General features: G+C 34.9%; 13 protein-coding genes. 2 read left to right on the top strand and 11 right to left on the bottom strand.

Annotated features, from left to right (window positions below; all coding sequences use genetic code 11):
* Positions 1-17: 17 nt before the first annotated feature.
* The 6 genes from gap to Q0838_RS03215 form a co-directional block, all read right to left on the bottom strand.
* A complete protein-coding gene (gap, locus tag Q0838_RS03240; protein WP_298951208.1) occupies positions 18-1,013 on the bottom strand; it encodes a type I glyceraldehyde-3-phosphate dehydrogenase in 996 nt (331 codons plus the stop codon).
* 200 nt (positions 1,014-1,213) lie between these two features.
* Entirely contained in the window at positions 1,214-2,092 is an 879-nt protein-coding gene (gene lipA, locus Q0838_RS03235; protein WP_298951205.1) for a lipoyl synthase, read from the bottom strand.
* 46 nt (positions 2,093-2,138) lie between these two features.
* On the bottom strand, positions 2,139-3,248 hold the full coding sequence (locus Q0838_RS03230) for a glycosyltransferase (protein ID WP_298951202.1): 1,110 nt from the start codon (positions 3,246-3,248) through the stop codon (positions 2,139-2,141).
* A gap of 10 nt (positions 3,249-3,258) precedes the next feature.
* The gene (locus tag Q0838_RS03225; RefSeq protein ID WP_298951295.1) at positions 3,259-3,462 is read right to left on the bottom strand and encodes a membrane or secreted protein; all 204 of its coding nucleotides are present in this window, start codon (positions 3,460-3,462) and stop codon (positions 3,259-3,261) included.
* Positions 3,463-3,551: 89 nt separating this feature from the next.
* Positions 3,552-4,583 (bottom strand): UDP-N-acetylmuramate dehydrogenase, encoded by a 1,032-nt coding sequence (murB, locus tag Q0838_RS03220; protein WP_298951199.1) that lies wholly within the window; start codon positions 4,581-4,583, stop codon positions 3,552-3,554.
* Positions 4,580-5,770, bottom strand: coding sequence for a pyridoxal phosphate-dependent aminotransferase (locus tag Q0838_RS03215; RefSeq protein ID WP_298951197.1), 1,191 nt, complete (start codon positions 5,768-5,770; stop codon positions 4,580-4,582). Before Q0838_RS03215 ends, murB begins: the two co-directional genes overlap by 4 nt.
* Before the next feature lie 80 nt (positions 5,771-5,850).
* Between Q0838_RS03215 and Q0838_RS03210 the strand changes: the two genes are divergently transcribed.
* A complete protein-coding gene (locus tag Q0838_RS03210; protein WP_298951195.1) occupies positions 5,851-7,173 on the top strand; it encodes an aspartyl protease family protein in 1,323 nt (440 codons plus the stop codon).
* A gap of 9 nt (positions 7,174-7,182) precedes the next feature.
* On the opposite strand, the gene Q0838_RS03205 is transcribed toward Q0838_RS03210, so the two are convergent.
* Entirely contained in the window at positions 7,183-7,590 is a 408-nt protein-coding gene (locus Q0838_RS03205) for a DUF1573 domain-containing protein (RefSeq protein ID WP_366942003.1), read from the bottom strand.
* Positions 7,591-7,706: 116 nt separating this feature from the next.
* On the opposite strand from Q0838_RS03205, the gene Q0838_RS03200 reads away from it, so the two are divergent.
* Complete coding sequence (locus Q0838_RS03200; RefSeq protein WP_298951190.1) at positions 7,707-10,337, top strand: valine--tRNA ligase; 2,631 nt, start codon at positions 7,707-7,709, stop codon at positions 10,335-10,337.
* Between the two features lie 314 nt (positions 10,338-10,651).
* Here Q0838_RS03200 and Q0838_RS03195 read toward each other — a convergent pair whose 3' ends face one another.
* The 4 genes from Q0838_RS03195 to Q0838_RS03180 are packed head-to-tail and all read right to left on the bottom strand — an operon-like array spanning position 10,652 to position 13,028.
* Positions 10,652-10,930: an acyl-CoA-binding protein gene (locus tag Q0838_RS03195; RefSeq protein WP_298951188.1), complete on the bottom strand. Its 279-nt coding sequence runs from the start codon at positions 10,928-10,930 to the stop codon at positions 10,652-10,654.
* Complete coding sequence (locus Q0838_RS03190; protein WP_298951185.1) at positions 10,931-11,581, bottom strand: phosphatidylserine decarboxylase family protein; 651 nt, start codon at positions 11,579-11,581, stop codon at positions 10,931-10,933.
* The gene (locus Q0838_RS03185; protein ID WP_298951183.1) at positions 11,571-12,410 is read right to left on the bottom strand and encodes a phosphatidate cytidylyltransferase; all 840 of its coding nucleotides are present in this window, start codon (positions 12,408-12,410) and stop codon (positions 11,571-11,573) included. Before Q0838_RS03185 ends, Q0838_RS03190 begins: the two co-directional genes overlap by 11 nt.
* Complete coding sequence (locus Q0838_RS03180) at positions 12,411-13,028, bottom strand: lactate utilization protein B/C (protein WP_298951181.1); 618 nt, start codon at positions 13,026-13,028, stop codon at positions 12,411-12,413.

Below are 13,028 nucleotides of genomic sequence, written 5' to 3'. Positions count from 1 at the left end.
GTTTTTACGGTAATGTTTCACTCTCGCTTTATTCTCTCTGCATAAACTATCATGTCCCTTAATCGATTAGAATATCCACTTTCATTATCGTACCATCCTATAATCTTTACCATTTTTCCTATTACACTGGTCATCAATGAGTCATATATACAAGAGTATGGACTTCCTGATATATCTATGGATACTAATGGAACATCGGTAAAGGAGAATGTTTTGGGGTTCGCTTTCGCGAAAGCGGAAAAAGCATCATTAATCTCTTCTATAGAAGTGTCACGTTTTACATTAATAGTAAGGTCGGTAAGGCTGCCGTTAGGAACAGGTACTCTGATACCGCAACCACCTATAACATCATTTAAATCTGGGAATATTCTAGTTAGCGCTTTTGCAGCGCCAGTAGTTGTAGGCACAATGGACTGCCCAGCTGCTCGTGCTCTACGTAAATCTCTATGAGGCTGGTCGTGCAGACTCTGGTCTGTTGTATAGCTATGCACTGTAGTTATATAAGCCTGTTCTATGCCGCAAAGCTCATTCATTACTTTAATGAGTGGCGCAGCGTTATTTGTAGTACAGCTAGCATTTGAGAAAATAAGGTCTTCTTTATTCAGTATATGCTCGTTAACGCCTAGAACCACTGTTTTAATATCGTCTTCTATAGGTGGTGCGCTCAGTATTACCTGGCATGCACCGGCATTAATGTGCTTTTGTAATTCTACTCTAGTTTTAAATTTACCTGTAGATTCTAGTACAGTGTCTATATCACCCCAGTTTAAATCTTCTAAATTGCGGTGGTGCGTAAAGGCGATTCTACGATCGTTTACGGTAATAGAATTTGCGTCAAAGGTTATTTGAGCATCCAGTACACCATGAATAGAATCATATTTTAAAAGATGCGCCATAACTTCTGTAGACGCGAGATCATTAATAGCAACTACTTCAATTTGTGGATCGTTAAAAACCGTCCTTAAAAAAGTACGTCCTATACGACCGAATCCATTGATGGCTACTTTAATCATTTGATAAACTTATTTTATTATTTAACCTCCTAGTAGTAGGAGTTAAAATTATGAATACTGCAAATCCTGAAATTAAAATAAACCAGAATGACTATCAGAAATTTTAAATTGAGATAGTGTAACCTATTAAAGATAATTCCATTACAATAGAAGGAATCTTTAATAAGGTTCCTTATGTTTTAATGCAAACTGCGTAATGTTTACAAAATATGCTTGTGCGCCTTATATGAACTTCTCACTAGCGCGCCACTCTCTACATGTCTGAAACCCATTTCTAGACCTATAGTCTCATATTTCTTAAACTGCTCTGGTGTGATAAATTCTTTTACAGGTAAATGCTTTTTAGAAGGCTGCAGGTACTGACCTATAGTGACTACATCTACGTTATTATCTCTCAGGTCTCTCATAGTCTGGATGACCTCTTCCTCGAGTTCTCCTAGACCTAACATGATACCAGATTTAGTTCTGTTAATACCTTGTTGTTTTAGATATCTTAGGACTTCTAGGCTGGTGTCATACTTAGCCTGTATGCGTACCTCACGAGTTAATCTTCTTACCGTTTCCATGTTGTGAGAAACCACCTCTGGATTTGCCTCTACGATGCGATCTAGATTACGCGTGTTGCCTTGAAAATCTGGAATAAGAGTTTCTAGTGTCGTTTCAGGATTCATACGTCTTATGGCAGCAACGGTTTCTTTCCATATGATAGAACCCATATCTTTTAAATCGTCACGATCTACACTGGTAATAACACCGTGTTTAATCCCCATAAGTTTAATACTACGTGCTACTTTCTCAGGCTCTGCCCAGTCCACAGTGTCAGGGCGTCCTGTTTTTACACCACAAAAACCACAAGAACGTGTACAGGTATTACCTAGAATCATAAAAGTTGCCGTTCCTTCTGTCCAGCATTCTCCCATATTAGGGCAGCTACCAGACGTACAGATGGTATGTAAATCATACTTCTCTACGGTGCTTCTTAATTCTTTATACTTTTGACCTACTGGTAACTTAACGCGCAACCATTTTGGTTTGCCTTTTCCTTTAGGTGGTGCTACAGATGTTTTTACTGATTCCATAATACAAAGTTAGTGATTAAGTAGTCGTATGTAAAAGAATACCTGACTAGTTCCATTGTTTAGGTTTATTAACCATATTTGAAACAAATAGTGCTAGCTGACTAAAAATTAATAATAATTCTAAAAAAGGTAGTAGGATGATGATATCGCTTTCGCGAAAGCGGGATAATCCTTTACCCATTACTATCCAAAATATAAAGTATCTTAAAAGTACCACTCCTAAGATGATCATCCAGTTCATACCAAATATAAATCCTAAAATAGCCGAGGTTATAAATCCTATTTGAGATATGTAAAATAAGCCTAATAGAAATTTGTGAGACCTCTTATAGTGACTTGCGGTGTTGATGTGTCGTTTTTTTTGTTTCCACCAGCTGGACCATGTCTTTTTTGCTTTACTAGTAGTAAAAGAATTTGGGTTTAAGGAAACGGCGGTATTCTGTTTTGTTGCTGCTTGATTTACAAAAAGATCGTCATCTCCACCCATAATTTTAATATGACTTATAAAACCACTTACCTCATAAAACTGAGATGCAGTATAAGCAAGGTTGCGTCCTACGCCCATATATGGGTTTCCATTCATCGCATAACTAAAATATTGAATAGCGGTTAGTCCAGTTTCATATCTTATGAGTGCGTTGAGTAATGATTTTTTGATCTTTTGGTAACCACCATAACCTAATACGATTTTTTTCTCCTCAGATAAATGCATTGCCATTAAAGAAAGCCATTGCTTACTATTAGGAGTACAGTCTGCATCGATAAATATCAAGTGATCGTTTACGGCTTTTTTAATACCTAGGGTAAGGGCATATTTTTTATTTCCCCAAAAACTTTCATTATTAACAACATCTACCATTTTAACTCGAGCATCTTGAGACATAAAACCCTCAATAACGTCCTTAGTATTGTCATAGCTGGCATCGTTAATTAATATCAACTCAAAATTAGGATGATCTTGTTCTAATAGTTTTGGAACTAGTTTTTTAAGGTTTTTTTGTTCATTTTTAGAACATACGATTACTGAAACAGCTTTTTTTAAATGTCCCTGTGGTTGCGACGTTTTACCATATCCTGCTTTTAAAAAGAATAAATAATAAGTTATGTTGATTAGGACAATGCCTGTCAACACATAGAAGAATAAACCTATTTCCATTAAGAAAGTCCTAAGCTGTTAGCTCTTCTTTTTTGCAATCTTGCTCTTCTGGTAGTTTACCACACATGCTGCATGCTTCACCATCTTTATTAAGAAAAGGGCTCTGACTGGCACAAGTTCCAGCAAATTTACCATTCTTTTTACCCCATATTTTTATTGCTATTCCTGCAAATCCTAGAGCTAATAATACAAACGTTATAAGTACGAGTTTCAAATTCATAATGCAAAGATAAGGTATGGTCATAGGTCTCTAAGGAGAACTATAGTTTAATTATAAATACAATTATTAGTTATTCTAATGGATTATTGATCGATCAGGTTTACTTCGGTGTTAATTTTAATGCCGTATCGATTCAGGACATGTCGTTGTATTTTATGAGCTACATCTAGTATTTCTTTTCCAGTAGCATTTCCATAATTTACTAGAACTAACGCTTGCTTTTCATGCACACCAGCGTCACCATATCTTTTTCCTTTAAAACCAGACTGGTCTATAAGCCAGCCTGCAGGAATTTTTACATGATTCTCATTTACAGGATAAGAGGGCATTTCTGGATGTGTTCTTATAAGGTCTTCATAAACAGTTTTTTTAATAACTGGATTTTTGAAAAAACTACCACTATTACCTAATACTTTGGGATCTGGTAATTTGCTGCTTCTTATGTTTATTACAGCTTGTGATATTTTTTGAATAGAAAGATCTCCTTGTAGACGGTCTAACTCTTCTTTAATAGCACCATAGCTTATTTTAAAATCATAATCTGTAGTCTGGTTAAGGTCTTTTAATTTAAAAGTTACCGATGTGATTACATATTTACCTGCGGCATCGTTTTTAAATATAGAATCTCTGTATCCTAATTTACAGTCGGCTAGGGTGAGAGTTTTTTCTTCTAGAGATTTTAAATCAATTACGTCACAACTATGAAAAACATCTTTAAGTTCTACACCATAAGCTCCTATGTTCTGAATAGGAGATGTGCCCACGTTACCAGGTATGAGGGATAGATTCTCAACACCTGCTAGATTATTTTCTATACAATGAAGTATAAAGTCATGCCAGTTTTCTCCTGCCATGACTTTAAGAAATACATTATTTTCTTCCCGATTAGTAACTTCTATTCCTTTTAATAGAACATGAATTACTGGCTTTTGAATATCGTTTATAAGTAGCATATTACTACCGCCGCCCAATAAAAAGACATCTTGATCTACATAGTAACCTAGAGACTCTTTTAATTGTTGCGTTGTGGTTGTTGCTGTATACGCTTTCGCGAAAGCGGATATTCCAAAAGTATTGTAATTTTTTAAAGAAAAATGATGCTTAATTTCTATCATGCTTTATAAGCTTTCAAGGCATGGTCTAAAATACGTACGGCTTTTTCTAGAGAATCTTTTTCTAGAACGTAGGCTATTCTTATCTGGTTTTTTCCCATACCTGGTGAGCTGTAAAAACCAGCTGCTGGTGCTACCATAATGGTCTCGCCATCTAGTTCAAAGTTTTCTAACATCCATTGTGCAAAAACGTCTGTGTCCTCTACAGGTAATTGTGCCACACAGTAAAATGCACCGCCAGGATTTGCTACTTTTACACCTTCTATTTTCTTAAGTCCAGCGATAAGAATGTCGCGTCGTTCTATATATTCTCCTATTACCTGGTCAAAGTATTCTTCTTTTGTTTCTAAAGCAGCCTCTGCAGCTATTTGTGCAAAGGTAGGAGGGCTTAATCTAGCTTGTGCAAATTTCATAGCAGTAGCCATTACTTCTTTATTTTTTGAGACCATGCAGCCTATACGTGCGCCACACATACTGTATCTTTTTGATACAGAATCTATCATGATAGCATGATCTTCTAGACCAGCTATGTTCATTACTGATAGATGTTTGCGGCCGTCGTAGGCAAATTCTCTATAAACCTCGTCAGATAAAAGGAAAAGATCGTGTTTTTTAACTAGAGCAGTTAATTGATCCATCTCTTCTTGCGTGTATAAATAACCAGTTGGATTCCCTGGGTTACATATAAGAATAGCTTTAGTTTTATCGGTAATCAGTTTTTCAAACTCGCTTATTGCAGGTAATGCAAAGTTGTTTTCAATGGTTGTTGAGATAGGTTTTACAGTAACACCGCTTGCTGTTGCAAAACCGTTGTAATTTGCATAAAATGGCTCAGGTATAATAACCTCGTCCCCATTATCACAAATACTACCCATGGCAAACATTAACGCCTCACTACCACCAGTAGAGACTATTATGTTTTCATCAGTTAGATTCATGCCTATTTTATTGTAATGTGCCGCGAGTTTATCTCTGTAGGATTGATTTCCTGCACTATGACTATAAGCAAGGACAGTCATGTCTGTAGCCTTAACAGCCTTAATAGCTTGTGCTGGTGTTTTAATATCTGGTTGACCTATGTTAAGTTGATAGATGTGAATACCTCTAGCTTTTGCAGCTTCGGCATAGGGAACTAATTTTCTAACAGGTGAAGAAGGCATTTTAAGCCCTTTTTCAGAAATCTTTGGCATAACTTAATTTTATGATTACAAATGTACTACTTGAGTAAGGATGCTCAAAAGACTTTGACTAAACCTTATATTTATTGTTCATGAAAAATGCGATTCTTTTATTCTCATTGATTTTATGTTTGTGTAGTGCAACTGCTCAAGAAGGTTTTGTATTTAATAAAGGTATAAATAAGGATAAGATTGCTTTTGATCAATATTCTAATTTAATCGTACTACCAGTAACGGTTAATGATGTAGAGTTTAACTTTATGCTAGACACTGGAGCAGCTAGAACTATTATATTTAATTTAAAAGGCATAGACTCTCTTAGTATTAAGGAAGGTAAGTATATCTCGGTAAATGGTTATGGCAGTAACGATGCGTTAAGTGCTTATTATTCTACAGGCAATAAAATAGAAGTAGGGGATTTTATAAGCGATACGCATGCAGATGTTCTTGTGCTTAGTGATAGCGAGATCGATATATCACCTAAGTTAGATATAGAAATACACGGAATTCTGGGAGTTGATTTTCTTGAGAATTTTGTTACTCATATAGACTATAGAAGTAGTTTTTTAAAGGTCTATGAGAACTTAGAAGATCTACCTTCTTCATTGAAAAAAGCAAAGCAGTTTCCTATCACTATTTATAACAGTAGGATGTTTGTTAATATTGGGTTAGATAATAGATTAGTAAAAGATGATTTTAAATTACTTCTGGATTCTGGAAGTGGAGATGCCTTATGGATTTTTGATGACATAGATGATACTAGGACCATTGAAAATAGCTTTGAAGATTATTTAGGTTTTGGTATTAATGGAGATATTTTTGGATTAAGGACAAAGGTGGATGCGGTTCATTTATTTAATTCTACTTTAAGAAATGTAGCTGTTTCTTACCCTTTTAAAAAGTATCAAAATACAGAACACGCATATGTTTCACACGACGGTAGTATAGGAGGAGAGGTGTTAAGAAGATTTCACGTGGTGATAGATTACCCTCGCAGTAAAATTATTATGAAACCTAATAAAAGTTTTAAAGAAGGTTTTTATTATAACATGACAGGTCTAGGTGTTAAGAAAGGTGAGTTAGAATTATTCACACTTTTAGATAGAGATTTTACCAACAGGAATGTAGATGGTTCTAGTAGTCAGATAACGCTTACTTCTAAAACTAGAATGACTTATAAGTATGTGCCTAAAATATACGTGGACTATTTACGAGAAGGTTCTCCTGCTCATAAAGCTGGTATTCAAGTAGGAGATCAAATCATTTCTGTTAATGGCCGCAAAAAAAAACAGCTCACTTTAAATAATGTCAGTGAGCTGTTTTTTAAAAATCCTTATCAGAAACTGAAAATGAAATTAAAAAGAGGAGAAACGGTATTTAATGTAAAGATTATCAATATTCCATTAATTCGTTAATTGAATGAACTATTCTCCATCCTTAGCTGGTAATACTTCACCTTTTAACCGTAAAGGAATTAATTTCTTCTCAATATTAGCATAAGCCGTAATAGTTTTAACAATCGGTCCCACTTTTTTAGTGTCGTATTTTACAACTATTTCTCCTGTCATACCTTGTGTAACAGGTTCTTCTGGTTTTGATAAAATGTCACAGCTGCATGAAGAATATATTTTATATATCTTTAATGGATTCTCACCAGTATTTTTAAAAGTAAAAGTTCTTACACCATCGCTTCCTTTTTCAACTTTTCCATAATCAATAGTAGAAGTTTCAAATTCTACGGTTGTCATAGGGTCTAAAGTTGTACTATCTTGTGCTTGCATACTTGTAGAAATGAGTCCTGTAAACAAGAAAATAAGTAGTAAATTTTTCATCATTATTTATTTAAGTTAATAAAAGTAAACTATCGAGCTTAAAGTGGCCGTTAATGCCGTGTAATTTTTACATTAATAGTACTTTTGTCGTTGTAAATTCAAAAACTAAGCCAAACATGTCCTTAGCATCTAAATACGATTCTAAAACTACTGAAGAGAAGTGGTATAAATACTGGATGGATAACGATTTCTTTAAATCTGTTCCAGACGAGAGAGAAAGTTACACCATCGTAATCCCACCACCTAATGTGACAGGAGTCTTGCACATGGGGCACATGTTGAATAATACTATTCAAGATGTATTAATACGTCGTGCTCGTTTAAAAGGATACAATGCATGTTGGGTTCCAGGAACAGATCATGCTTCTATCGCAACAGAGGCTAAGGTAGTTAAAAAACTTAAAGAACAAGGAATTGATAAAAATGACCTGTCTAGAGAAGAGTTTTTAAAACACGCTTGGGACTGGACAGATGAATATGGAGGTATTATCCTAGAGCAACTTAAGAAACTGGGTGCTAGCTGTGACTGGTCTCGTACTAAGTTTACTCTAGATGACGACATGTCGGCATCTGTAATTAAGGTTTTTATTGATCTTTATAATAAAGGTCTGATATATCGTGGTTACCGCATGGTGAACTGGGATCCAGAAGCAAAAACAACCCTAAGTGATGAAGAGGTTATTTACGAAGAACGTAACGGACACTTGTATCATTTAAAATACCTAATTAAAGGAAGTGAAGATTTTGTAAGTATTGCAACTACACGTCCTGAAACTATTTTAGGAGATGCAGCTATTTGTGTGCATCCAGAAGATGAGCGTTATACTGATCTTATAGGTAAAACTGTTATTGTACCTATCGTAAATCGTGAGATACCAGTTATTGCAGACTCTTATGTAGATATGGAATTCGGTACAGGAGCGTTAAAGATCACTCCTGCGCATGATGAAAATGATAAGAAAATAGGAGAGACGCATCATCTAGAAGTAATAGACATCTTTAATGCAGACGCTACTTTAAATAGTTTTGGCCTTCATTATGAAGGTAAAGATCGTTTTGTAGTGCGCAAAGAAATCTCTACGGAGCTAGAAGAAAAAGGTTTCTTAATTAAGAAAGAAGACCACGTTCATAAAGTAGGTACTAGCGAGCGTACAAAGGCAGTTGTAGAACCACGTCTGTCAGACCAGTGGTTCCTTAAAATGGAAGACCTGGCACAACCAGCTATAAAAGCAGTTAAGGAAGATATAGTAGAATTATTGCCTCCTAAATTTAAGAGTACCTATTTCCACTGGATGGAGAATGTGCGCGACTGGAATATCTCTAGACAGTTAATGTGGGGACAACGCATTCCTGCTTATTATTATGGAGATGGGAAAGAGGACTTTGTTGTAGCAAGTAGTTTAGAAGAGGCTGTTACGCTTTCGCGAAAGCGAACTAATAACGATAACCTGAAAGCAGAAGATCTACGTCAGGAAAACGACGTTCTCGACACGTGGTTCTCTAGCTGGTTATGGCCTATAAGTGTGTTTAATGGTGTTCTTGAGCCAGAAAATGAGGAGATTAATTATTATTATCCTACTCGTGATCTAGTAACTGGTCCAGATATTCTATTCTTTTGGGTAGCTAGAATGATAGTTGCTGGTTATGAATTAAGAGATGAGAAGCCATTTGATAAAGTGTATTTAACAGGATTAGTTAGGGATAAACAACGTCGCAAGATGTCTAAATCTTTAGGTAATTCTCCTGACGCATTAGGGTTACTAGAACAATATGGTGCAGATGGTGTGCGTGTAGGGTTGCTTTTAAGTGCAGCTGCAGGTAATGACATCATGTTTGATGAAGATCTTTGTCAGCAAGGAAAAGGTTTTGTAAATAAAATGTGGAATGCATTTAAACTTACCCAAATGTGGGAAGTTGATAACTCAATTGCACAACCAGCGCATAGTGCACAAGCAATAGCATGGTATAAAAGTCGTTTTAATCAAACTCTAGCTTTAATAGAAGATCATTACTCTAAGTATAGAATTAGCGATGTGTTAATGACATCGTATAAATTAATCTATGATGATTTTTGTGGATGGTTATTAGAGATCATTAAACCAGAATATCAACAACCTATTGATGCAAAAACCCTTGCTGAGGTTATTGAGCTTTTTGAAGATAACTTGAGATTAATGCATCCTTTTACTCCTTTTATTACAGAAGAAATATGGCAAACTATTTCAGATCGTAAAGTAGAAGATGCCTTATGTATTAATACATGGCCTGCAGGTGGTGATGTGGATGCCGCTTTGTTATCTGACTTTGTACTGGTGCAAGATGTGATTTCTGGTATTAGAACTGTACGTAAAGAGAAGCAAATTGCCTTTAAAAATGAAATTGAATTAAAAACAATTAATAACGAAAATCTTGACACAGTTTATAATCCATTGATTCAAAAAATGGGTAATGTTTCTAGTGTTGAGGTGATTACAGAGCAGTTGCCTGGTGCGGCAAGTTATAGAGTAAAATCAAATGAATACTTTATACCATTAGATGGAAACATAGACGTTGCTGCAGAATTAGTTAAACTGGAAGGAGAGCTTAAAAGAGCCAAAGGTTTTTTAATAGGTGTACAAAAGAAGTTAGGTAATGAGCGTTTTGTAAGTAGTGCTCCTGAGCAAGTGGTTGCTATAGAGAAGAAAAAAGAAGCAGATACTCTTGCTAAAATCGAGACGATCGAGGCGAGTATGAATGCCTTAAAATAATTTATATGAATACGGTAGATACCAAAGCTTTATTTATACTAGGTGGTGCTATACTTATTGTTATTATACTAGTGGTAATAGTAATGAGGTATATGACATATTTACTCAATAAAAGAAAATAATTAATGAATCCATTTGTAACTATAGTTGTTGTTCTAGGTGCGGCAGTATTATGTTTAACAATACTTGCTATTTATATTCTTAGAAAAAAAGAATAATTACCGTACACCTGATTTAATTAAAAAACCCTCAAAAGAAATTATTCTTTTGAGGGTTTTTTTAGTTCATTCTGTGTGTTGAAAATAGTAATATGTTTACCAAGGTTTAGGGTATAATTTTTCAATTATTTCTATATATTTTTTTTTAGCTTCGGTTTTTGTAAGAGATTGTACTTGTATAAGAGCGTTCATCTTAAATGCGCTTCTTAGATCGTTAGATTCAAAGCTGCGACTATTGTTATAAGGCTCATCTATAGCACGCTTATAGTAAGCATATAAATGTAATTGAAGGTCTGGTGGCACCAGAGATTGCTCTTCAGCGCATGCCTTGTTAAACGCCTCTTTAAAAGCTATGTTTAAATCTTTTTCTGTCATTTAAAATGTAGCCAGTACAGTTTCTCCTCCTTTTACTTTTTCATTCAGTTTTACCGTGACTGGAGTGTCTATAGGTAAATAAACATCAACGCGACTACCGAATTTTATAAAACCACTATCACTTCCTTGAACTATTTGCTCATTTTCTTGGGCGTAATTTACAATACGCTTTGCTAGTGCACCAGCTATCTGTCGGTACATTACTTGTATTTGATTTTTGTGATTTATAACCACAGTGGTTCTCTCGTTTTCTTCACTTGCCTTAGGATGCCATGCCACTAGATATTTACCAGGGTGGTATTTACTGTACGCTACCTGACCAGAAATAGGGTATCTGGTAACGTGAACATTTATAGGCGACATAAAGACAGATATCATTAATCTTTCCCCTTTAAAGTACTCCTTATCGGTAACCTTTTCTATAACAACCACTTTTCCATCTACTGGAGAAACTACAGTTTTATCGTTCAATTCAGTGTTTCTTTTAGGATTTCTAAAAAATTGTAGAATTATAAATAAGAATCCAATTGTAACTGTAGATAAGCCTATTTGCAACCACTGTGGTATGCCTACCAGCCATATAGCACTCATTACTACGATGGTTAATATAAATGCAATTAAGATTATTTTACTTCCTTCTTTATGAAACATGATTGATTATTATAAATGTTGCGTAAGCAAATGGTGCTGCAAATATAATACTATCCATACGGTCAAAGATACCGCCATGTCCAGGCATTATACTACCGCTGTCCTTTACCTCGGCCTGTCTTTTAATTTTACTTTGTATTAAATCTCCTATAGTACCAAAAAAGGCTACTACAAAAGCGATAATCATCCAGTCCCATACAGTGTAGTTAATAATACCTATGTAATGCAGGTAGTAGTACAGGCCAGCACCTGCTGCAATAGCCATAACTAGACCACCTAAGAAACCTTCAATTGTTTTTTTGGGAGATATGCGCTTCATTAATTTGTGCTTGCCAAAGTTTTTACCGAACAGATAAGCAAAACTATCATTAGTCCAAATAATAGCAAAGATACCAATTAATAATTCTGGCTGGTAACTAGGTGTTACAAGGTCTAGTTGTACCACAACATCAGGTATAAGCGCTAGAAATAAGCTACTACCTATGAGGTATAACAAGGCGATGATGTGTTTTTTTGTGTTAAAAAGAGCAATTCTATCTACTAGAACTAGATCTCTTATCAAGTAAATATTTACTAATAATGTCGCGCCTAGTAGAACATAAATAAATTCTGTCGATATGCTTTTCCAAACTATAAAATAATAAGAGACTGGTAAAATAGGGTATATAAACCATTGTTTTAACCTAATCATAGGCATTAACTCTAATAGGCAGATAAATGCAAATGCACAAAATAAAGCGATAAAGACATCCCTAGAAAATAAGGCACTTAGTACCACTAATGAGACATAAACGATTCCTGATATGGAACGAGTTATAAGTTCTCTCATTTACAAGTCTTCTAAAAGTAAAAGATAAACTCTTTTATTAGGTGTACCGTAATCCATTAAATCTTTTTCTTGCTTAAAATCTTTTTCTTTAAAATTTTTAAGTGTTGTAATGTTTGTAGGTATATGAGCTTTACTATTATGTTTAATACCTCGTAATCCTTCACCTATAGACTCAACTATCTGGCTTGTACTAGCTAGAATTACATAAGTATCAGGCAACTCTGCTGGCTTAGTTTCTTTTATCTGTCTAGAAGAAAAAAGTATGGCGCCATTATTTGCTATAACATTTTCACAAGTTCCTAGAAAAAATTCGCCATCTAGGTTTGTAGAGGAGTAATTTAAGTTGAATCCCTGAAAACGTTTACTTAACTCTTGGTCAAAGCATAAAACATTTTTCTCAAAATAATCATGCTCTACAAGAATATCCTCAAAATGTTGTTGAATTTCTTTTTCGTCTATAGCATAAAGAAATCTACCGCCTTGATGTTGGAAATTATGAATAAACTCCTCATCCAGAGGCGGTTTTTCTTCGGGCATATATTTAGAGCGTTCAAGTCCAGAACCTTCAACAGGTTTAGATTCAATGGATTTCTTAAAAAGCCTTTTAAATATACTCAT

The organism is uncultured Nonlabens sp., assembly GCF_947495285.1.
Taxonomy (GTDB): domain Bacteria; phylum Bacteroidota; class Bacteroidia; order Flavobacteriales; family Flavobacteriaceae; genus Nonlabens.
Note: the sequence above shows the minus strand (reverse complement) of the source record. Positions and strands in the feature narration are given on the sequence as shown.

What these genes read in the sequence shown, in the direction of transcription:
- gap (WP_298951208.1), bottom strand. Translation starts at nt 1,013, where the DNA reads ATGATTAAAGTAGCCATCAATGGATTCGGTCGTATAGGACGTACTTTT.
- lipA (WP_298951205.1), bottom strand. Translation starts at nt 2,092, where the DNA reads ATGGAATCAGTAAAAACATCTGTAGCACCACCTAAAGGAAAAGGCAAA.
- Q0838_RS03230 (WP_298951202.1), bottom strand. Translation starts at nt 3,248, where the DNA reads ATGGAAATAGGTTTATTCTTCTATGTGTTGACAGGCATTGTCCTAATC.
- murB (WP_298951199.1), bottom strand. Translation starts at nt 4,583, where the DNA reads ATGATAGAAATTAAGCATCATTTTTCTTTAAAAAATTACAATACTTTT.
- Q0838_RS03215 (WP_298951197.1), bottom strand. Translation starts at nt 5,770, where the DNA reads ATGCCAAAGATTTCTGAAAAAGGGCTTAAAATGCCTTCTTCACCTGTT.
- Q0838_RS03210 (WP_298951195.1), top strand. Translation starts at nt 5,851, where the DNA reads ATGAAAAATGCGATTCTTTTATTCTCATTGATTTTATGTTTGTGTAGT.
- Q0838_RS03205 (WP_366942003.1), bottom strand. Translation starts at nt 7,590, where the DNA reads ATGAAAAATTTACTACTTATTTTCTTGTTTACAGGACTCATTTCTACA.
- Q0838_RS03200 (WP_298951190.1), top strand. Translation starts at nt 7,707, where the DNA reads ATGTCCTTAGCATCTAAATACGATTCTAAAACTACTGAAGAGAAGTGG.
- Q0838_RS03195 (WP_298951188.1), bottom strand. Translation starts at nt 10,930, where the DNA reads ATGACAGAAAAAGATTTAAACATAGCTTTTAAAGAGGCGTTTAACAAG.
- Q0838_RS03190 (WP_298951185.1), bottom strand. Translation starts at nt 11,581, where the DNA reads ATGTTTCATAAAGAAGGAAGTAAAATAATCTTAATTGCATTTATATTA.
- Q0838_RS03185 (WP_298951183.1), bottom strand. Translation starts at nt 12,410, where the DNA reads ATGAGAGAACTTATAACTCGTTCCATATCAGGAATCGTTTATGTCTCA.
- Q0838_RS03180 (WP_298951181.1), bottom strand. Translation starts at nt 13,028, where the DNA reads ATGAGTATATTTAAAAGGCTTTTTAAGAAATCCATTGAATCTAAACCT.